General features: G+C 41.2%; 22 protein-coding genes. 4 read left to right on the plus strand and 18 right to left on the minus strand.

Features of this window, described 5'->3' with window-relative positions; translation table 11 throughout:
• Positions 1–5 precede the first annotated feature (5 nt).
• From O3798_RS06000 to rsmI, 3 genes are read left to right on the plus strand one after another with little or no spacing between them, the layout of a single operon-like run.
• Positions 6–770, plus strand: a complete 765-nt coding sequence (locus tag O3798_RS06000; RefSeq protein WP_371463926.1) for a tRNA1(Val) (adenine(37)-N6)-methyltransferase — start codon at positions 6–8, stop codon at positions 768–770.
• Positions 767–1090 carry a GIY-YIG nuclease family protein gene (locus O3798_RS06005; RefSeq protein ID WP_371446643.1) on the plus strand — a complete coding sequence of 108 codons (324 nt, stop codon included), beginning with the start codon at positions 767–769 and terminating at the stop codon, positions 1088–1090. Before O3798_RS06000 ends, O3798_RS06005 begins: the two co-directional genes overlap by 4 nt.
• Positions 1065–1955: a 16S rRNA (cytidine(1402)-2'-O)-methyltransferase gene (rsmI, locus tag O3798_RS06010; RefSeq protein ID WP_371463927.1), complete on the plus strand. Its 891-nt coding sequence runs from the start codon at positions 1065–1067 to the stop codon at positions 1953–1955. The genes O3798_RS06005 and rsmI overlap by 26 nt, the downstream gene beginning before the upstream one ends.
• A gap of 108 nt (positions 1956–2063) precedes the next feature.
• Here rsmI and O3798_RS06015 read toward each other — a convergent pair whose 3' ends face one another.
• From O3798_RS06015 to tetA(60), 18 genes are all read right to left on the minus strand, one after another.
• Entirely contained in the window at positions 2064–2849 is a 786-nt protein-coding gene (locus O3798_RS06015; protein ID WP_371463928.1) for a sulfite exporter TauE/SafE family protein, read from the minus strand.
• Positions 2849–3700, minus strand: a complete 852-nt coding sequence (locus O3798_RS06020) for a formylglycine-generating enzyme family protein (protein WP_371463929.1) — start codon at positions 3698–3700, stop codon at positions 2849–2851. The genes O3798_RS06015 and O3798_RS06020 overlap by 1 nt, the downstream gene beginning before the upstream one ends.
• Before the next feature lies 1 nt (position 3701).
• Positions 3702–5165, minus strand: a complete 1464-nt coding sequence (locus O3798_RS06025; RefSeq protein WP_371463930.1) for an arylsulfatase — start codon at positions 5163–5165, stop codon at positions 3702–3704.
• Between the two features lie 127 nt (positions 5166–5292).
• Entirely contained in the window at positions 5293–5634 is a 342-nt protein-coding gene (locus tag O3798_RS06030) for an initiation control protein YabA (protein WP_048713589.1), read from the minus strand.
• 16 nt (positions 5635–5650) lie between these two features.
• Positions 5651–6601: a DNA polymerase III subunit delta' gene (gene holB / locus O3798_RS06035; RefSeq protein ID WP_371463931.1), complete on the minus strand. Its 951-nt coding sequence runs from the start codon at positions 6599–6601 to the stop codon at positions 5651–5653.
• Positions 6602–6611: 10 nt separating this feature from the next.
• Entirely contained in the window at positions 6612–6941 is a 330-nt protein-coding gene (locus O3798_RS06040) for a cyclic-di-AMP receptor (protein WP_048713579.1), read from the minus strand.
• Between the two features lie 12 nt (positions 6942–6953).
• Positions 6954–7601, minus strand: coding sequence for a dTMP kinase (tmk, locus tag O3798_RS06045; RefSeq protein ID WP_048781779.1), 648 nt, complete (start codon positions 7599–7601; stop codon positions 6954–6956).
• 518 nt (positions 7602–8119) lie between these two features.
• Entirely contained in the window at positions 8120–8302 is a 183-nt protein-coding gene (locus tag O3798_RS06050) for a hypothetical protein (RefSeq protein ID WP_065422385.1), read from the minus strand.
• On the minus strand, positions 8299–10539 hold the full coding sequence (gnpA, locus tag O3798_RS06055) for a 1,3-beta-galactosyl-N-acetylhexosamine phosphorylase (protein WP_371463932.1): 2241 nt from the start codon (positions 10537–10539) through the stop codon (positions 8299–8301). Before gnpA ends, O3798_RS06050 begins: the two co-directional genes overlap by 4 nt.
• A gap of 23 nt (positions 10540–10562) precedes the next feature.
• The gene (locus O3798_RS06060; protein ID WP_048712180.1) at positions 10563–11441 is read right to left on the minus strand and encodes a carbohydrate ABC transporter permease; all 879 of its coding nucleotides are present in this window, start codon (positions 11439–11441) and stop codon (positions 10563–10565) included.
• Between the two features lie 11 nt (positions 11442–11452).
• Positions 11453–12337 (minus strand): carbohydrate ABC transporter permease, encoded by an 885-nt coding sequence (locus tag O3798_RS06065; protein WP_371463933.1) that lies wholly within the window; start codon positions 12335–12337, stop codon positions 11453–11455.
• A gap of 110 nt (positions 12338–12447) precedes the next feature.
• Positions 12448–13803 (minus strand): carbohydrate ABC transporter substrate-binding protein, encoded by a 1356-nt coding sequence (locus O3798_RS06070; RefSeq protein ID WP_371446659.1) that lies wholly within the window; start codon positions 13801–13803, stop codon positions 12448–12450.
• Between the two features lie 203 nt (positions 13804–14006).
• A complete protein-coding gene (locus tag O3798_RS06075) occupies positions 14007–14609 on the minus strand; it encodes a YitT family protein (RefSeq protein ID WP_371463934.1) in 603 nt (200 codons plus the stop codon).
• Between the two features lie 11 nt (positions 14610–14620).
• On the minus strand, positions 14621–14800 hold the full coding sequence (locus O3798_RS06080) for a hypothetical protein (RefSeq protein WP_048711182.1): 180 nt from the start codon (positions 14798–14800) through the stop codon (positions 14621–14623).
• Entirely contained in the window at positions 14787–15473 is a 687-nt protein-coding gene (locus O3798_RS06085; protein WP_371463935.1) for an NAD(P)H-dependent oxidoreductase, read from the minus strand. Before O3798_RS06085 ends, O3798_RS06080 begins: the two co-directional genes overlap by 14 nt.
• A 1-nt stretch (position 15474) precedes the next feature.
• Positions 15475–16623 carry an amidohydrolase gene (locus O3798_RS06090; protein ID WP_371463936.1) on the minus strand — a complete coding sequence of 383 codons (1149 nt, stop codon included), beginning with the start codon at positions 16621–16623 and terminating at the stop codon, positions 15475–15477.
• A 144-nt stretch (positions 16624–16767) separates the two neighbouring features.
• Positions 16768–18507 carry a tetracycline efflux ABC transporter Tet(60) subunit B gene (gene tetB(60) / locus O3798_RS06095; protein ID WP_371463937.1) on the minus strand — a complete coding sequence of 580 codons (1740 nt, stop codon included), beginning with the start codon at positions 18505–18507 and terminating at the stop codon, positions 16768–16770.
• Positions 18504–20243, minus strand: a complete 1740-nt coding sequence (gene tetA(60) / locus O3798_RS06100; RefSeq protein WP_371463938.1) for a tetracycline efflux ABC transporter Tet(60) subunit A — start codon at positions 20241–20243, stop codon at positions 18504–18506. The genes tetB(60) and tetA(60) overlap by 4 nt, the downstream gene beginning before the upstream one ends.
• Before the next feature lie 321 nt (positions 20244–20564).
• Here tetA(60) and O3798_RS06105 point away from each other — a divergent pair, with 321 nt between their 5' ends.
• Complete coding sequence (locus O3798_RS06105) at positions 20565–21548, plus strand: rhodanese-related sulfurtransferase (RefSeq protein WP_371463939.1); 984 nt, start codon at positions 20565–20567, stop codon at positions 21546–21548.
• The last annotated feature ends 235 nt before the right edge of the window (positions 21549–21783 follow it).

A 21783-nucleotide genomic window follows, 5' to 3' on the forward strand; every position in this document is an offset into this window, starting at 1 on the left:
AAGTAATGACAAAAAAGGAAGTCCCCTTGAAATCGCATGAGCGACTCGATCGACTCGAAAAAGAAAATATCGATATCATTCAAAGTCGTGAGGTCTTCTCCTTTTCGCTGGATGCCGTCCTTTTAGCCGACTTTGCCAATATCGCAAAAAGTCGAAAAGCTACAATCGTGGACCTTTGCTCTGGTAACGGTGCGGTGGCATTTTTACTCAGCCATAAAACCAAAAATCACATTACCGCCATTGAAATCCAAGAACAGCTCTGGGACATGGCGATGCGCACGACCCAACTCAATAACTTAGAAGACCGCATCACGTTTATTAATCAGGATATCCGTCAGTTAAAAGGCATCATCCAGAAAGATTCGGTCGACTTTATCACGTGCAATCCACCTTACTTCAAGGTAAAGGAAACCAATCAAACTAATTTGAAAGAATCCTACACAATTGCCCGTCATGAAGTGCATTTGCCACTCGAAGATTTACTCGAGACGATTTCTGGCCTTTTGAAGATGAAAGGAAAAGCCTATCTCGTACATAGACCCGACCGCCTCACGGATATTTTAACCGAGGCAAGAAACCACCGTCTCGAAGCAAAACGCGTGCAATTTGTCTATCCAAAAGAAGGCAAAGAAAGCAACATCGTCCTCATCGAACTAATGAAGGACGGACTTCCAGGAGGCCTTAAAGTATTGCCTCCGATTACGGTTTTCAATGAGGATCAAGAATATACGCAGAAGATTAGAAGCATCCTCTGGGGGGACGAATCATGAGCCAGTTCTTTATGTACGTCCTTCTCTGCAAGGACCAAACCTTTTATACGGGCTATACGGTTGATTTGGAGAAACGAATCGCGACTCACAATGCCGGAAAAGGTGCTAAATATACAAGGGTGAGAACTCCCGTCACTCTCCTTTACGCTAAAGAATTTGCCACCAAGCAAGAAGCGATGAAGGCAGAAGCGGCGTTCAAGAAATTCTCTCGCCCGAAAAAAGAGACATTTCTACAGACGATTGGCGCAACCGTCGACCGTCCTGTCATTATTTATTTAGAAGGAGAACAGCCTCATGAGACAACAGAGTTATCGGACTGAAGGCAAAGGAAAACTATTCCTTGTCCCCACTCCGATTGGTAACTTAGAAGATATGACTTTCCGCGCGGTAAATACTCTTCGCGACGTGGATTTAATCCTAGCCGAAGATACACGTCATACGCAAAAGTTACTCAATCATTTTGAAATCGAGACTCCGCAAAAGAGTTTCCATGAACATAATACTCAGGAGAGAATCCCTCAAGTCATCGAGTGGTTGCAAGAAGGAAAAACCATCGCGCAAGTGAGCGACGCTGGTACACCATCGATTAGCGACCCAGGTTTTGAACTCGTGCAAGCCTGTGTCGAAGTCGGCATTCCTGTCATTCCTCTTCCAGGGGCAAACGCGGGAATTACGGCTCTTATCGCAAGCGGGCTTGTGCCACAACCGTTCTATTTCTATGGGTTCTTACCACGTAAAAAGAAAGAAAAAATCGAAGCCCTCGAACAATTACGCACACATAGCGAGACCGTGATTTTATACGAATCACCTTTCCGCCTAAAGGACACATTCTCGGCGATTCAGACCGTCTACGGCGAACAACAATCTGTTGTGTTATGCCGCGAGTTGACGAAAACTTACGAAGAGTTTATTCGCGGAACAGCCGCAGAACTCGTTGCTCTTGTAAATGAGGAAGAATTAAAAGGTGAATGCTGCATCTTGATTGGATCTAAAAATCCTGATGAAGTGACAACTGCTCTAGCTGGTGCGTTAGAAGAAAATACGCCTGACGCCACACTTTCGATTGCAGAACAAGTCGAATGGTTTATGGAGCATCAAAACCTTACGCAAAAAGATGCGATTAAGGCTGTCGCAAAACATCTTGGCCTTAAGAAACAAGAAGTCTACAAAGAGATTCATGCATAAATAAATCCGTAAGATTTTCCATAATCAACAGAACATGAATTTTATGATGGTTTCCTCTACGATAAAACACAAAAAACAACACCCAAGCAATGCTGCTTGGGTGTTTGTTTATACTCCGATAAATTTAAATACATTGAAGGCGGTCATAAATACTAAAATAGCCATCAATCCTAAATAGAGTTTTTCAACGGCTTCGTGCGTGAGTTTCGATTGGATTTTTGTTCCAACCCAACCACCGAGTACCGCAAAAATCGCAATCGCTAAAATCACGAGACTGACATTGTTGTATTTCTCAAAGTCACGAATGACAGTCCCCATCTTAATAATCTGTGCAAAGAAAATCATCAAAATCGAATACGCTGCTGCGTCTTTTGCTTTCATCGAGAAGAAGTAAACCAAAAGTGCAATATTCAGCGGTCCTCCGCCAATCCCTAGATAGACTGAAATGATACCGACTGTTAGCCCAATAATCACAATTGCCACAAGGTTTGATACTTCTAGCGTGCGAATCCTTTCCTTATTGATTGTGAATAAAATAATCCCACCAATTAATAGAAATAAAATAACGGATTGTGTCGCGCTCACTGCCTGGCTGCCCCAGCTGTCTACTGCATGAAGGAAAATCACGTCTCCGATTTTCCCACCGATAATCGACCCGAAAGCCAATCCTAGTGCAATTTGTTTTTGAACATGAAATCCTTGCTTACTTCTTTTATAAATAGAAACAAGACACATCGTAAAGACCGCGACTGTCGAATACACACTAATCATACTTGTCGTATCGATGCCGACAAAATCGAAGGCCGGTTTGATAATAATGCCGCCACCTAAACCAGTGATGGCTCCAATCATCGTCGCACAAAGCACGATGATACTATAAATAATAACGTGCATTAGCGACCTCCTAGATTCCGGACGCATCTGAATCCTAAATGGCTCGATGTTGAATCCCACGATGCTCCATTACGAGCGGCAACACGATATCTGTTGCAGTAGGAGCAATGGCATAAGAAGGAACCTCCACGAATGGCATATTCGTATTCGAAATTAATTGGACGAGAGGCGTCTTCTTCGATTTCTTCAAACGGAATTCCGCGATGGTTACAGCACCATTCCCAGACATTCCCAATCATTTGATAGAGCCCGTATCCATTCGGTTCAAAACTCTTCACGGGCGCCGTTCCTAAAAATCCGTCTGCCTTCGTATTCGTATTTGGAAAATCTCCCTGCCACGTATTCGCATGAAATTCACCGTCTTGTTCGAGCTCATCGCCCCATGGAAATTGAGTGGTTGTACCGCCACGTGCGGCATATTCCCATTGCGTTTCTGTTGGCAATTTCACCTTCGCCCAATCGCAGTAAGCTAATGCATCTTGTAAGGAAACATGCACTACCGGATGGTCCATCACCTCTTCAATCGAAGACTGGGGTCCTGTTGGATGATTCCAGCAAGCACCTGGCACTAGAAGCCACCAAGGTGAACCTGATACATGTGCATACTCTACTCTTTTTTCTGGTTCAACCAATAGGTGAAACACATACGAATCTCCTATCGTTTCTGCTGTTGTTGTATAACCTGTCGCATCTACAAATGCTTTAAACTCACGATTCGTCACGGTCGTATCCGCGATTTCAAACGCAAGCACCTTTTTCATCACTGGTGGCGCCTCATGGTCTTCGATAAAGCCTTGGCCAAGAGAATCTCCCATTTGAAAGATGCCAGATTTTAAAGGTACAAAATTCATACTATCGACCTCTCTTTAGAGTGGCAACGATGCGTTCTAATGGTACTTGGCAAAGTTGTCCGTCTCTCACAAAGCCCTCTTCTCTATCTTGTAAAATACGTGCAAGTTTCGCTTTGAACTCGTTCACAAGAGAAGTATACTTCGTCTCAGCAATTAAATTGCATTTTTCCTCTGGATCCTCTGTCATATGGAAGAGTTGATACTCGTCTTTGACAGGGAACCAAATAAATTTCCATTCATCTGTTAAAATATATTGGCTCGAATCCTCACCTAGACTATGTTCGCCGTGGAATTCGTTTCGCCAACCTGCAAATTCGCCGAATAATAATTGGCGAACGCTCTTACCGTCTGTTTCAACTTTTTCACCTGTGGCAAGCTCTACAAGCGAAGGGAAAACATCTTGAATCTTCACAAGTTGTGTGACGCTCTTCTTCGTGCCCGCAATCAAGTTCCCTGGGTCGAAGATAAACGCTGGAATCTTAATACTACCTTGGTAAGGATAGCCTTTGCGGAATAAATAATGTTCTCCGAGTTGATCCCCGTGGTCACTCACGAACCAGAAAATCGTATTTTCTAGCAAATCAAACTCCTCAACGGCCGTTAAGAAGCGACTTAATTGATTATCGATATGCGTGATTAAACCGTAGTATGCAGCCAACATTCTCTTTTGCGCGTCCGCTGGAATTTTTCCGCGTTTGGCATAAAGGGATGGAATCTTCTCTTCGAGTTCTTCCCAGTTTCCAATATGCAAGTCCGATACGTCCCCTAATTTATCCATGTATAAATCATAGAAATACTTCGGCGGATTGAGAGGCGCATGAGGTTTTTCAAACGACATCTTCAAGAAGAACGGAACGCTTGGGTCACGTCTCTTCAAGAAACGAATGCTTTCACTCACAATCCAGTTGGTTGGGTGGTATTTTTCAGGAAGTTCAAAAGGACGGACATCCCATGAATTACAGTTCGCCCCATCATCGATAATATCTGCATCGCTGCCGAGTTCTTGTTTGATCCAATCCAAGTAATCGCTCGAATGTTCAAACGTTTCTCCGTATGCTTTATTGTATTTGCGGTCGACATGTAAGTAGCCATCGTGTAAGAGAACATGGTCAAATCCCATGCGCTTACGGCTTGGATACACATGCATTTTCCCGATACATTCTGTTTGATACCCTAAGTCTTTGAATGTTTGAGGAAGTGTATTCGTGTAGTTCCAAGGCACTTCATCTTCGTATCCGACTCTTCCTGACGCTTCTTGGTCCATCCCTGTTAAAAGAGCTGCTCTAGCAGGCACACAACTTGGCACTGGTGAGTAGGCATTCTCAAAGTTATATCCCATGCTGGCCATCATATCCATCGTTGGTGTTACTACTAAGTCATCACTTCGGTTAATGGACAATGCATCGGCACGCATTTGGTCCACTACGATGAGGATGACATTTGGTTTTGATTGTTTTTGATTCATAATACTTTTGCCCCCAAAAAAGTTAAAACGATTTCATCTTTTATTATAACAAAAGAGCCCGTCCATGGACAGGCTCTTTTTAGTACTTTATTGGCTTTTTATATGACAATCTTGCTCTTTTCACGCATTAATCTTCGCTATACAAGATTTCCGTACAAAACATACAACTTTCATCGTTTTCTCTACGTTTTCCATAGTACAGGTTGCAAATATGGAATCCTTGGTCGTAGATATTTTCTAAGTTGATGATGGATTGGCTTCTTTTTTTCTTTTTAGCCACTTTCTTCGTGTGCGTGTTTGGCTCTAACTCGTCTAAACGATCTTTCAAGTGACGATTTTCCATCGTTAAATTATGATTCTCTTCGATTACTTTTTGCAACTCTTCAGAAATCTGTTCGAGCTCATGTAATTGCAACAAAGTTTGTTTTGTTAACCGTTCGATTCGATCATACAATTGTCTGTTTGGCATTCACGCACCTCCTATCTTATTTTGGGATTTTTAATACCCATTGTTCTAATACTGCTTGCACTCCAACGTTGGCTCCTACTTTGGCAATGGCGTTGGTCATTTTTTCATGTTCTTTAATCCATTCACTCACGGTGAGATGATTTGCAAAACTCTTCATCGTTGCAAGTTTATCGCTTTGAATAATGGCTCCTTCGACTCCTCGTGCAACCAGCAAAGCATCACGGATATAAATTTGTAATAGCGTTAAAAACAGCTCACTATCAGCTTTTGTCGCTAAGAGTGGCATCACTTGGGACTGAATCGTCACAAAGGCCATCGCACGATTCGTAAATACGCGGACAAACCAATTCCAGCTTTCTTGACGAATCTGTCCAAAACTTTCACTCTCGAGCATCTCTACTGCCTGGTCAATATTACTCGTCAATTGAGAAAGTAGCTGCGCTGTCGCATTCAGTACGCCGCGTTCTTTCAGCGTTGCAACAATATTTTCTCCTGCATTCGATTGGAAACGAATAATCTGACAACGTGATTGAATCGTAATCAGAACCTTGCTGAGTTGCTCTGTTAGAAGAATGAAATGGATATTTCCCGTTGGTTCTTCTAAAAACTTCAATAAGCTATTCGCAGCGCCTTGTGTCAACGTATCGACTGCGTGAATTACACAAACAATCGCACTCGACTCCATCGCTGTTTTTGTCAACTGCGATTTCAACGTACGAATTTGGTCCACCTTCACCGTTGTACCTTCAGGTTCTACCACAATATAATCCGGGAAGTTCCCATGCTCAATTCTTGTGCAGTGTTCACACTCTCCGCATGCAGGCTCGCCTTTTTTTCGCTTCGTGCAGTTAAGCATCTTTGCGATTTCCTTGGCCATCTCCGCTTTCCCAATTCCCTTTGCTCCTTCAAACAAATAGGCATGGCTCAGATGACCATTATCGATGGCACGAATAAACGCTTCTTGCATCTTTTCCATCTTAGAAACGGAAGAATGAGTCTACAGGTAATACGAATACTGTAGCTCCACCTACACGAACTGGAACTGGAGTTGTTAGCGCGCTATCAAGCATGCTGTCGATATGCACTGGTGGCACAGTCATTTGTTCACGTGATTGGCAGTTTTCTTTAATGATATCTAACGCTTCTTGTACACGTTCTTCTTCAATCCCGATGATGAAAGTAGTGTTTCCTGCACGTAAGAATCCACCTGTTGTTGATAAACGAGTTGCGCGAATATTTGCTTGTGCAAACTCATCTCCTAATAAATGTGCATCTTTATCTTGTACAATCGCAATTAATAATTTCATGATTTCATTCTCCTATTTTGTAAAATATTTTGGGTAACGTTCCACTAAAACGCGGAAGCACTCTTCCACTACTTCTTCAATGGATTTTGTCGCATCAATCGATACAATTCTTTCTGGATATTTTTCTACTAATTCTAAATATCCATTGCGAACCATCGTATGGAAGCTTAACCCTTCTTGGTCTAAGCGGTCAAACTGACGGTTCCCTCTTGCTTTATGAATACGTTCCAATCCAACTTCAGCCGGCACATCTAAGTAAAGCGTCGTGCTTGGTTCTAAGCCATCTGTTGCAAAATGATTTAACTGTGCAACTTCTTCTACCCCAATCCCACGAGCAACTCCTTGATACACCAACGAGCTATCGACAAAACGATCACAAAAAACAATATTCCCTTTTTCTAAATTTGGTAAGATACGATCTTTTAAATGCTGGCGACGACCCGCTGCATATAAAATCGCTTCTGTTCTCTCGTCCATTTCTGTATTGTTCACATCCAGAATGACTTTTCGAATATCTTCAGCGATGCGGCTTCCACCAGGTTCTCTTGTTGAAACAATATCCACGAGCGCGTGTTTTTGTAACAAAGGAATCAGTTGGTTGATGACCGTTGTTTTCCCAGCGCCATCAGGACCTTCCATCGTGATAAACAATCCTTTCATATTATCCCCCATTCCTTTCAATTTCTTTTCTATTATACGATATTTTCATCTTTTAATAAACCAAATTCCTATAAGAAATTTCACCAATTTCTCCTCACTCTCTTTCCTCGCAGAACACAACATTTAAAGATGCTCTGTGATACGAAAAGACTCGTCTGCACCAAATCCCTCTATCCACTCCTACCCTCCCTTTTCCTTTGCATAACACAATATTAAAAAATAGCACAGTGATTACGAAGAAGACTTGTCGGGTTCTTATAGTAGCAGTAATGGGAATTAGGATCAAAGGTGAATTAACAGGAGTTAGGAATTTATTCCTTACTCCTGTTTTGAACTTTGAAGGCGAGAGACTCCAGGCTCGAGCCGGTACCTCATTACAGCTACTATAAAACGAACTCACAAATCTTCGCAGTAATCACAAACCTTTGGTTTGCATTATTTATTTTTAAATATTGTGCCCATGCAAACAGGAACAGGGGCTTGTTGGTAAACAAGCCCCTGTTCCTAGTTAAGTTTTATTAACGCTTCATCGATTTAGAGTACGGACGATTGTAATCCCATAGCAAGAGAAGTAATCCAGCTAAGCCAACAAGCATTGTTGCAACGCCTTCTTTGCCAATCATCTGATGCCCCAAAATAACTACATATAAGAATACCAACATCAATACGACGCGGATCCAAATTTTCACTTTAGGATTCATGATATCTTCTCCCATCTAATTTCGCTTGGCTCAAGTTCCACAGTTCTTGATACACCTGCTCCATCATAAACGAGTGTTGATTGCAATTCGTTCGTATTATTCACGATTGCATACACTCCTTTTTCAGGATAAGCATGTACTTCCACTAATGGATTGCTTGCATACCATTTTGTTAATTCACTTTCTTTATTCGCTGCGTAGAATAACGCACGCATTAATAATCTTGTATTTTCTGGTGTGTATGGAAGTCCTGCAATGTAAACCCCACGACCTTTTCCGTAAGGGTTGGCTGCAAGGTGAATTTCCCCGAATTCTTTTCCTTCGGCATTGGCTGGAAGAACGATTCCTTCTTCGACGCCACCTGCGCTTACTTTCGGATTGCTAAATTCAAGTACTTCTGTTGCACTCGTTAAGCCATACACGTTTTTAATATTTTCCCCAAAGTCAATCTTATGAACATCTTCAATATCTTCGATAATAAAGTGTTCTTTCAATTCTTTTGTAAAGTATTTATCTGTTGAAAGGCTATATCCCATTTCTCTTTCAACACCCAAAATATCTCCAAGTTGGAAGAATCTTCCTTGATGATGAACGGCTGTTGGTTCCCCAACTCCGACAAATCCGCCGCCGTTATACACGAATTCACGAATACGTGTAATAAGCGTTTCATTCTTCCAAACCTCTCCACCGCTAAATGAAGTACCGGCATCCCCCGCGTTGATGATGACATCGACACCTTCTGGAACTCCATCGTTAATGATATCGTCAAAGCTGATAAAGCTTACGTCCACACTAGCACCACTTAAGGCTTCCATAATTCCTAGGTAAGAATAGATTTGTTTGTATGGAAGTTCATGAGCTACCATGTGCGCTTGCCAAGTTCTTAAGCGTCCCCACGCGTTTAAGATGGCAACTTTCAAACCAGTGTATGGTTTTGTATGTTTTACGATATCGTAGATTTCTCTAAATTCATCTGTTACATGCTCGATGTAATCCACAAATTTAGGGAATTGGTAAGCAAGACTTAAATAACCGCCGTATCCGATACGGTCTACAGGGTTACGCATGATGGCACGTCTTGCTGATAACCAGTTTTTATTAGCCTCAATCGTAGGATCATTTCCTTCACGGAATACATCTGGGAAGAAGTATGGTAAGAATCTTCCTTCTGTATATTTTACGTGCGGAATATCTGAAATCATACGAAGTGTTGCTCCGCCACCGACAGAACCCACCACTGCATCTAATCCGATTTGTTCGAAGTATGGTCCGTATGGTTCTGTACCAATCCAGTTATCTCCTAAGAACATCATGGCTTCTTTACCAGCTTCGTGTACTTCGTCGACTAATTTCTTAGCTTCTCTAGCAACGAATGCTTGAATGAAGTCGATATAGTCTAAGTACGCTTTACTTGGTGTGCGGAATGTTGAGTTATAGTACCCCTCATCCACGATGTCTTCTGCTCTTAAGCGATAGCCTTTTTCCTTAGCAAAAGCTTCAAGTGCAGCGACTGAAACGCTGGCACCATATCCGAACCAGTCCACAAATTTTTCTTTTCCTAAGTTGTTGAAAATTAATGTGAAGTGATAGAAGAACGTTGTAAAACGAACCACATCAGTATCCGGATTGTCTTTTAACCATTGTTTTAAATAAGAGTGCATGAATTGATTTGAATGAGGTCCACGTACATCAAATGGAATATCGTGAGGAACATCGCCCCAGTTATTCGTAATATGATTGTACATTTGAGTTGGATCCCAAATCGCATACACTAGAAACGACACTGTATACTCATGGAAAGGACGAGTGCCTTCAATAGTAATCGTGTTGTTTTCTTCATGGACAGTCCATCTCTCTACTGGAACCACTTCTCCAGTCGTACGGTCGATGACTTCCCAATATCTTTTTGGATCATGTACGTAGTCTGGTTGCACTTGGTCTTCGAAGTAGCCTTCCATAAATGGAATCGTTAAAGTATCTTCTGTTGCTAACCAGAATTTTGACATGACGAAAATTTGTTGGCACTCTTCCATATGATCTTTGATGAAATCATTATGGTTACGTGCTACAAAGTAGGTTGTATAGATTTTTGCATCTAATTGTTTGGTTGCTTCATCGAGTTTCGTTCCATCGCTATCACGAATTGCATCTGCACCCCAACGGTCGAGCAATTCTTTAGTCTGTTCAAGGAAATTCGATTCACTTGGTAGGGTTAAACGCCCTTTTGTTTTACCCATTTTCTTTCCTCCTGCGATGACGATTACTCTTTAGAGCCGCCTAGTGTCATCCCTTGTGTTAGTTTATTTTGAACAAGAATGTATAGAATTAATGTTGGTAACATTACTAATACCATCCCTGCGTATAATTGTCCGTATTCAGCTGCCCCACGTTGCGCTTGAATTAAGTTTTTCAACCCTACTGGTAAAGTTTGGTTTTTACCTGGCATTAATGTAAGAGCGATAATGTATTCATTCCAGAATGAGAGGAAGTTGAATAAGATTACTGTGATAATACTCGGTCTTGCCATTGGTGTCATGACGCGGATCATTGTTGTGAAATATCCTGCACCGTCGATAGATGCTGCTTCTTCGAACGTTGTTGGTAATGTCTTGAAGAAGTTTGATAATAGATAAATCGTAAATGGTAATGACGTCGCTGCATACACAACTGCTAAGACGAAAATGTTGTTAAGGAAGAATCCGTTAATGCCGAATCCTTTTAGTCCTTTATCCCAGTCCAGTAACATTAAGAAGATTGGTACAACGATATAGTTTACGTTGATGAATAATCCACCTTTTAGTAAAGAGTTAATGAAACGACTTCCTGGGAATTTGTAACGTGCTAATACGTATGAAGAAGGAATGGCTACAACTACTAAGATTGTTAACGCTAGTGCTGTAACAATCACTGAGTTCAACATGTAGTCACCCATTTTTGCTTTATTCCAAGCATCCACAAAGTTTTGGATGTAGAATCCTTCCGGCATTGTCCATGGAGATCCGTAGAACTCTCTATTCTCTTTAACAGAAGCTAAGAAGACCCAGCCCACTGGTACAATAATACTAATCGCTAATGTAATCAGCGCTACGTATATAAAAGCTTTATACAGCTTTTCGAATGAACGAGTATTTCCTTTCATGATCTCCCCTCCTAGTATTCAAGAATATCGCGTTTCGTAATATGACTTACGATACCTGATAATCCGAATGAGAATATAAAGATAACTACACCGATTGCCATACCGTATCCGTATGAAGAGTTTGTATAAGCTTGTTTGAACATGTAGCTTAAGAACACTTCCGTAGATCCGTCTGGTCCACCGTCTGTCAAGATTTGTACAAGTAAGAAACTTAAGTTAATCGTACTGATAATGAAGAATGTTAATGTTGTACGAATACTATTCCAAATCAATGGTAATGTAACGTTAAAGAATTTACCGATTTTTCCAGCTCCATCAAGGTCAGCTGCTTCATACAAGCTTGCTGGAATATTCGCCATCCCTGCCATATACATAACCATGTAGTACCCAATCGCTTGCCAAATTAATGCAAATGCAAGTGAGTAAATAACAATACTTTGATCACCCAGCCATAATTTATTCCATGCTTCTGGTAATACAGCATTTAAAAGTCCAGCTTTTGGATCATAAATTGCTGAGAAAATACCTGCAATAACTACGATTGATAAAATATTAGGGATGTAGAAAATAATTCTGAAGAAGTTGTTTCCGCGAATCTTTTCTGTTGAAAGGATTGCCGCGAAAAGAACTGCCAATACTACTGTAAAGAGTGTTACCACTACGATTAGTAAGATTGTGTTCTGAATCGTTCTAAAGAAATTTTCATCTTGCCATAAGATTTTAAAGTTATCCAATCCAACAAATTGTTGATTGTTTGAGAATCCGCCCCATTTGAACATGGACATGCGGAATACTTGAATCGTTGGGTAAATTAAAAACGTAAAGAATAAAATTAGTGCAGGTAATAGACACACGAGAATAAATAAATTTTTCTCTCTTTTTCTACGATTTTTCATCGTTCTGCCCTCTTTCAACCATTTTTAGATAAAATGAGAGTGGGCGGAAGGAATTTTCATCCTTGAAAATTGCTTCGCATCCCACTCTTATTTAATTCATTCTATTTGAATTATTCAACTGCTGCTTTTAGTTTTTGGCTAACTTCTTCTACAGATTTTTGCCATTCAGCAACTGTTTTTTGACCAGATGCTACAGAGTCGATTTGACCATATAATGTGTCTTTCATGCTTACGCCTTCAACAGGTTTAGTAGCTACGAAGTTACCATTGATTACGCCATCAACTTCATCTACAACTTTGTATAATGATTTCAATTCATCAGGTAACTTAGCTGTTACACCTTTAATTGGTTGAGCTGCGTTGTATTTAGCAAAGATTTCTGCTGCTTTGTCAGAGTATAAGAATGATAAGAATTCTTTAGCTGCTTCTTGGTTCTTAGATTCTTTTGGAACCCAGATGTGTTCGAAGAATGAGTAAACATAACGTTTGCCACCTTTTTCGATTGCTGGTGCAGCTGTCATAGACCATTTGAATCCTTCTGCACGAGGTGCTTTAGCCATTTCCCCAACTACCCAAGTACCGTTTGGCATGAATAAAGCTTTGTTGTCTAAGATTAATTGTTGGTTCTTAGTGAAGCTTTGTGGGTTTGCGTTTGCTACTGTTGAAGGTTCAACGTTTTGTAAGAATGTTCCTAATGCTTCAAAAGCTTTAGTTGCGCCTTCAGAAGTGAATGCTCCTGTGTCATATTTCATTGCTTTGTTGAATAAATCAACGCCTCCAGCGTTTGCTAATAATGCTGGGAAGAAGCTATCTAAGTATCCAGATACTGGATAAGTGAATAATGAAATGCCATCTTTCTTAGCTTTTTCAGCTAATTCTTTCATACCAGGCATATCTTTTGGAACTTCCCAACCTTTAGATTTGAATAACGCTTCGTTGTAGAATAATCCTGTTGGAGCGTAGAACATTGGTGCTAAGTAGTGTTTTCCGTCTCCGTAAGGGTCAGTTACTGTTGTTCCTAATACGTTGTTTAATAATTTTTCAGAAACTTTTTTGTCTTCGCCGTAAACTTTCATATCGAATAAGCCAGTTAAGTCAGCTAAAGCTTTTTCTTTAATTAATGTTTCTGGTAAAGCTTTTTTACGTCCTAAAGCTAACATTACGATATCTGGGTAATCGCCAGCTTTCATTTGAGGCGTAATTTTATCTTCGATTTCCTTATCTTGAGTCAATTCCACTTTAACGTTTGGATTTGCCTCTTCATAAGCTTTGATGATTGCTGGCCACATTTCTGCGCCGTAACCACTTTCTAAGGCAGCTAATTTAAGAGTAACTTTCTCTTTAGCAGCTCCTCCTTGTTGAGTAGTTGAATCTGTCTTACTAGTGCTGTTGCTATTATTTCCGCAAGCTGCTAAAGATACAGCTGCTAATAATGCTGCGCTTGATAGTAATACTTTCTTTTTCATGTTGTCTCCCCCTAGTTTTCAATTACTTTTTAAGACACTTTTAGTTTACAACGAAAAAACCGCTTTCACAATAACTATTTTGCTTTTGACTTGTACTATTTTGCTCTCTTTGGAAACGGTAACAAATTTCATTTTTCAATAAAGCGCTAAAAAACCTATCTACTAAAGGATTTCTCTTGTAGATAGGTTTCATTTTGTCTATTTTATTTAATTGGTAAAAATTTCTTCAAAATCACCATTGTTTGGTCCATGATAATTCCGCTAATTAATAATGACACTACAGGTCCAATCGTTGGCCATTGTCCCAAAATGGCAGCGGTGATGACACAGCTTGCATCGATGAAAAACTTATTTTTAGGGATGGATGTTTTGAATTTTTCATGTAAAGCTAGCGTTGCGGCAATATACGGCCCAACTCCAAGTTCTGCTAAAGCATACACTGCACACCCCATAGCAATTAAGGCAATCCCTACAACCATGGCCACTACTTTTACGGTTATATCCATTTCGGCAAGAGCTCTAAAATCGAACAGTTCAATAAAGAAGCTTTGTAAGAACATCCCTACAACTGTTCCAAATCCAATATATCTCCAGTTGATACTTAGCGTAATGGCAAGAAATACAAGGGAAACGATAATATTACTTGTTCCCATATCTACACCAAATGTGCGATTTAACCCTTCCCACACAAGAACGACAACGTCCGCTCCTAATGTACTAGATCCCGCCATCTTCGCGCCAAGTCCAATCAAGAAACAGGCGATGACGAGTAACACGAGTCGCAGTCCTAAATAATCTTTTTTCAATCTCATTCTCCTTATTTGGCCCAGTTTTCAGGACTCCACATACGCCCATCCAACTCACCATGTGCTTGTTCAATTCGTTTTGCTTGTTCTAAAAGAAGATTTTTTGCAGCCACAAGCAATGCGCGTTCTTTATACTCTTTTGATTCAATAATCCACGCATCGAGTAGCCTGATTTTCTCAATAATCTCCATATTGACTCTCCTCCCAATGACTTAGATGCATCTCGAGTTCCAGTCTTTCGTCCTGGTTTTCTTTGATCCACTCCGCAATCTGTTCCCAGTGTACACCCTCCATCGCTTGCGCACGCTGGATAAACCACTCTTCCGTATCTTGTAATGTTCCGTGGTTCTCTTTCGTTACATATTGTAAATACTCCACGAGTAACGCTTGTTTTGCCTCTTCAGTCTTATAATCAAACTGATGCACTTCGAAAATCGGTAAATAGGTCCACCTCATCGCATTCGCTAAGGCTTGAAATGGGCGCAAGAGTTCCGAAATCGTAAACTGCTCTTTTCCTCCTGCACGGAAGGCTTCTTCTTTCACCCCGAGTGTCACAACGATTCCGAGTTCCTTAATTTGTTTTGCAAAAAGCGCACTCTTACTCATCACCGTATCGATCCATTCCTTCATGACAGAAGGTGCTTGATACCAATACATCGGGAATTGAAGAATCAGGCGTTTGGCACTAGAATCTGCCAAAGCTTTTTCTTCATCCGATTTTGTGAAATGCGGTTTCGCTTCACTCCATACTTCATCTAAATGACGAACCGTTACTGCCTCTTCCCCTTTTAAGGTTGCGAGGAAAAACTGTTGGCTCGATGAAGTTTGAATCGTTGGATGGCTAATCACCACCATTGTTTTCATATTACGCGTTTCCTTTCTGTGAAAGTACTTCTAGAAGAGCATTCGTGTTATCGACAAAATACTGAATGGCAAACGGTAATGCTGCATCATCCACTAAGAACGCTGGGTGATGCCATTCGCGTGGACATCCTGTTCCAATAAAGACGAAACATCCTGGAACGTGTTCCATATAATTGGCGAAATCTTCCGCTCCTAAAGTCACTTCCGGTGTCACCACTGTCGCAAATTTCTCCGTCACACTTTTAACGACTTTTGCAACAGAAGCATCATTATGCACGACTGGTGGCGTTAAAATCCATTCAATACTTCCTTTTTGTCCGTAAATATCTGCAGTTTGGACAATCATCTTCTCGAACTGCTCGGTCATTTTGCGTTCGACTTCTTTATTAAACGTACGAATCGTTCCTTCAAAAAATACTTTCTCTGGAATCACATTCCATGTATTTCCTGCTTCGATATGCGATACGCTTAATACCACTGGTTCTAGTGGAGACGTATGACGAGCAACGATGGCTTGAGCGTTCGCAATCACTTGGCAAGCCGTCACGATTGGGTCGTTCCCATTGTGTGGTGCTGCCGCATGCGTTCCTACTCCTGTAATTTCGGCTTTGAACTGACCGACTGCTGCCATCAGTGGTCCTTCCTTCACTCCAATCGTTCCAACTGGAAGTTCTGGTTTGTTATGGAAACCAATAATGGCATCGACTCCGTCAAGCACGCCTTCTGCAATCAATGCGCGTGCTCCTTGGTTACTTTCTTCGGCCGGTTGGAAAATAAAACGAACTTTTCCTTGTAATTTGTCTTCTTGTGCCTTCAACACTTGAACGGCTCCAAGTAGGCTTGCTGTATGGAAATCATGTCCACACGCATGCATCGCTCCTTCATTTTTTGAAGCGTAGTCTAATCCTGTTTGTTCCACAATCGGCAAGGCATCGATGTCGGCACGTAAAGCTAATGTTGGCCCATTGTCGTTTCCGATTTCTGCGACGACTCCTGTCTTAGACTGTAAATCCCAGCATGTAAGTCCCATCGCTTCTATGGCTTCGCGGATATAGCGAGTCGTTTCGATTTCCGTTCCGGATACTTCTGGATACATATGTAAATGACGGCGATGTGCCGTAGCGCGTTCAATAGCTTCTTTTGTAATCATAACTCTCTCCCCAATCTGTTTCCTACACATTGTAACAAACTAGGCGGCTTTATGCACCATGAACTCCCTTGAAAAACAATAAAAATTCTGTTTACCGCACGCATCAAAAAAGACCCAGTTTCAAAAGAAACAGAGTCTATGGGATTAGCCTTTTTGAAGAGCCACCATTTCGGCATATTGCCCTTGCAGTTGAAGTAATTCATCATGCGTTCCGCGTTCTACAATTTCTCCTTTATCCAACACAAAGATTTGGTCAGCATGAGCAATCGTTGACAGACGGTGCGCAATCATAAAGGTTGTACGCCCTTCTTTTACGACATTAATCGCGTTTTGAATAATCTCTTCCGTCTCAGTATCAATATGCGAAGTCGCTTCATCTAAAATCAAGATTTTCGGGTCAAAGACAATCGCACGAGCAAATGAAATGAGTTGGCGTTCCCCTGAAGAGAAATCCATTCCTTTTTCTTTTACCTCGTAGTCCAAGCCCTTGTCACTCTTCGTGAGTAAATGACCTCCACCCACTTTAACAAGCGCATCTTTAATCGTCTCAGGTTGAATCGATTCATTATTGAGCCCGACATTTGAAGCAATCGTTCCCGTAAATAAATACGGATCTTGCAGCACAATCCCCATCTCGCTTCGAACACTACGTCTATTAAACTCACGCGTGTTTTTGCCATCAATCAAGATAGCTCCACTCGTTGGGTCATAGAATCGAAAGAGCAAGTTCATAATGGATGATTTCCCTGAACCGGTATGACCGACAAACGCCACTGTCTGCCCAGGCTCTACCGTGAAATTCAAGTGCTTCAACACCGGTACTCCTGGCGTATACTCGAAGCTCACATCCTTGAATTCAATTCGTCCTTCATCAAATGTGAAGAGCTCTTCTCCTGATTCTTCACTTGGCGTATCCATTAATTCAAATACTCGGTCACCAGCAGCCATGGATTGTTGGAAACCAGAAACGACATTCATAAAGGTTTGAATCGGCTCATAAATACGGTTGACATAATCAATGAAGGCATATAGGAGTCCTGCTGAAATTCCTAGTGTTCCTCCGATAAATTGCATTCCAAAATAATAGACAATTCCAAAAAGCGTAAAGTTTCGAAGTAAGCCCACTAGACTCCATGAGAAGTACGAATCAAGAATTAATTCCTTACGACCAACCTCTACCCAAGACGTAGCCGTCGCCTCATATTCTGCAACAATCTTGTCTTCTTGTTGGAAGGCTTGAACGATACCAGCACCTTGAATACTTTCATTTAACTGTCCACTCAATTGACTGTACAGTTCACGATTCTCAGAATAGTATTTTTTCTGCATCACGGCAACGGTTCTCTGCCATAGCATCATCACCGGAACTAGGAATAATAATACGAGTCCCAGCGTTGCATTTAATAAGAAAATCGTTACGTACACACCAACAAGCATCACGACGGTACTAAGCAGTGTGGAAATCCCATTCACGTAGAAGTTTGCACGTACGGATTCCGTATCACTCGTAATTCTAGATACGACTTTCCCAGCAGGTAAATGATCAAAATACGATACTGGCAAGGTTTGTACATGCTCGAACACTTCGTCACGAATGCGTTTAGCCACGCGATTCGAGAGAGTCTTCATATATAAACGGTTTAAATAGCCCCCAGCTGCTCCGACTAAGTTCACTGCCACGTAAATGCCCACCCATAGGAGCAAGCTTCCTACATTGAAGACACCAGATTGTCCCATCGGCGTAATCACATTATCGATAGTGTATTTAGCAACGAGCGGCCCTGTTAAAGTTGCACCCGTTGAGAGTAAGAGGCAGACGAGTCCAATCAGAACTCCTTTTTTCTCATAGCGGAGGTAGCTTAATAATCGCTTCATCGTTTTCATTCGACTTCCTCCTCTATCTCTTGAATGAGGTACTGTTCATAGTACCAACCACGTTGTGCGAGTAACTCCTCGTGGGTGCCGCGCTCACTAATACGCCCTTCATTCATCACGATAATCTCATCGGCATGACGAATCGCAGAGAGTCGATGGGCAGAAATAATATTCATACAACCGCCACGCTCTTCTTGCAAGTGCGCAATAATTTCGCGTTCTGTTTTTGCATCCACTGCAGATAACGCATCATCTAAAATCAAACATTCACGGTTACGTAAGAAGGCACGCGCAATCGATAGCCGTTGTTTTTGCCCACCACTAAGCGATACTCCTTTTTCCCCGACCATCGTATCGAGCTGCTGCGGCATGCGTTTCACGTCTCCATCAAAGGACGCCAACGTCAATGCTTCCCAGATTTCCTCATCGGTTGCATCCTCTTTCCCGAATAACATATTCTCGCGAATCGTGCGTGAAAAGAGCGTGTGTTCTTGTGGCACATAGGCTAGATGCCCTGCTACCGATTGAGGTTCGTAATCAATTAGTGGCTCTCCGTTAATGAGAAGCTTCTCGCCTTTGTATGGAAATTGATGTAGTAGTTGCATCAATAGCGTCGTCTTCCCAGAGCCTGTTTTTCCAACGATTCCAAGTGTCTCGCCTTTATTTAGCGTAAGATTAATCTCTTTTAATAATGGAGTCGTTTCCCTTGGATACGTAAAGTTAAAGTCGATAAACTGAATCGATTCAATCGTCTCAAGCACTTTTATTCCAGCACGTTCAATTTCATCATCATGCTGCAACACTTCATTGATACGTTCCGTTGCCACTTTCCCGCGTTTATAGTTCGTAATAATGTCACCAATCATAAACATCGGCCACATAATCGCCCCCATATAAACTTGGAAGGCAATCACATCCCCCACTAGAATGGTTCCAGTCGATACTAAGTATCCACCGTAAAGAAGCGCGATAGTAAAGCTAATCATCATAAATAATTGCGCCAATGGCATAAAGCGCGATTCAATTTCCGACACGATAATATTTTGTTTCATGGCTTTTTCCGTTTTCGCACGAAACTCATCCATCATCGCATCTTCTTGCCCATACGCACGAATGACATAAGTACCGTCAATCATCTCCAACACTTCATTATTCAGTTGAGAGACTGCATTTTGCGCCTTATTGTACTCTTCTTCAAGATCAAATCCCCATTTATACACAAGATACGAAAGAATTGGCAATGGTAAAATCGCCGCAATGGTCAGTGGCAACGAAATCGTTGTGACCATCATATAAATCGATACACTCCCCAACAATGTAGAGTTCATCAACGCAAACATTCCGAACCCCATCATATCGCCAATGGTCATTACATCTTCACTGCTGCGCGTAATAATATCGCCCGTTCTAAAATGCGCATAAAACGGAATTTTCTTTCTTAAGTTATTCCGCAGTAACTTCACGCGCAGTTCTTTTTGAATTTCATAATGTCCAATAAAGATATAGTACGTCCAAATACTCTCCGTAATATAGGCCACAAGAATAATCCCGACTAAAACCACAAGCTGTGTCCCAAGCCACTCGGCATTCAGTTCACTTGCCACAATTTTATCGACTACCTGTCCGATAATACGCGCTGGGTACACCGCCGCAATACTACTTCCGATCATCAAAATAAAACTAACAAGGTAGCGCATCGGATGTTTCTTTATAAAATTAATAATGACTTTTAATAAATCGTTCATCGTTTTCCTCCATCAAAAAAGCCGTCACCTTCCCCACGCATGGAAAAAGTAACGGCTCACTTAAACTTATCTATAAAAATGCGCTATACTTCATTCACCAAAATTGGAAGGTTTCTCAAATCTTGTACTTGTTTTACGTTTAAGTTGTTCATTGATTTCTCCTCCAATCTGATAAATTTAACGTTATATCTGAATTATACCGTAAAATACCGTCATGTCAATACCTTTCGAACTTTTTCACAATCGAATTCATTGATAATCATTCTCAATACAGTTACAATAGAATCATTACAAATTAGAAAAGGATGAAAGATTTACAATATGGCAAAAGACATTCGTGTTTTACTTTACTATAAATATGTTCCAATCGAAAATGCGGAACAATTCGCTGCAGATCATTTAGCATTCTGCAAATCAATCGGATTAAAAGGACGTATCCTTGTCGCTGACGAAGGAATTAACGGAACGGTATCTGGTGATTACGAAACAACTCAAAAATATATGGACTATGTTCACTCTCTTCCAGGGATGGAAGACTTATGGTTTAAAATCGACGAAGAAAACGAGCAAGCCTTCAAGAAGATGTTCGTTCGTTACAAAAAAGAAATCGTACACCTTGGTTTAGAAGATAACGACTTCGATAACGATATTAACCCACTTGAAACAACAGGGGCTTACCTTTCTCCACAAGAGTTTAAAGAAGCCTTACTTGACGAAAACACTGTTGTACTAGACACTCGTAACGACTACGAGTACGACTTAGGTCACTTCCGCGGTGCCATCCGTCCTGACATTCGCAACTTCCGTGAATTACCACAATGGGTTCGCGATAATAAAGAGAAATTCATGGACAAACGTGTCGTTGTTTACTGTACCGGTGGCGTTCGCTGTGAGAAATTCTCTGGCTGGATGGTTCGTGAAGGCTACAAAGATGTCGGTCAATTACACGGTGGTATCGCAACTTACGGAAAAGACCCAGAAGTTCAAGGCGAATTATGGGATGGAAAAATGTACGTATTTGACGAACGTATCGCTGTTGACATCAACCACGTAGACCCAGTAGTAATTGGGAAAGACTGGTTCGATGGTACACCTTGCGAACGTTACGTAAACTGTGGAAACCCAGAATGTAACCGTCGTATCTTAGCTTCAGAAGAGAACGAAGACAAATACTTACGTGGTTGCAGCCATGAATGTCGTGTTCACCCACGCAACCGCTACGTGAAAGAGCACAACTTGTCTCTTGAAGAAGTTGTAGCTCGCTTAGAAGCTATCGGCGAAGAATTAGATACAGTGAATGCTTAATTTGATGAACAAGCTAAAACATTTTTGGTTTGATTGATTGTGTATGGATTCCGAAGAATCTTGCGGATTTCATAGCCACAATAATGGGGAATCGTATTAAAGATGAATTAAAGGGCGTAGGGATTTATTCCTTACGTCCTTTTTGAAGCTTTAAAGGTGAGAGACTACAGGCTCGAACCGGTACCCCATTATTGTAGTTATGATAAAATCCGCTATGATTCGAAGGAATCCATCA

The sequence above is a fragment of the Granulicatella sp. 20925_1_45 genome (genome assembly GCF_041433555.1).
Taxonomy (GTDB): Bacteria; Bacillota; Bacilli; order Lactobacillales; family Aerococcaceae; genus Granulicatella.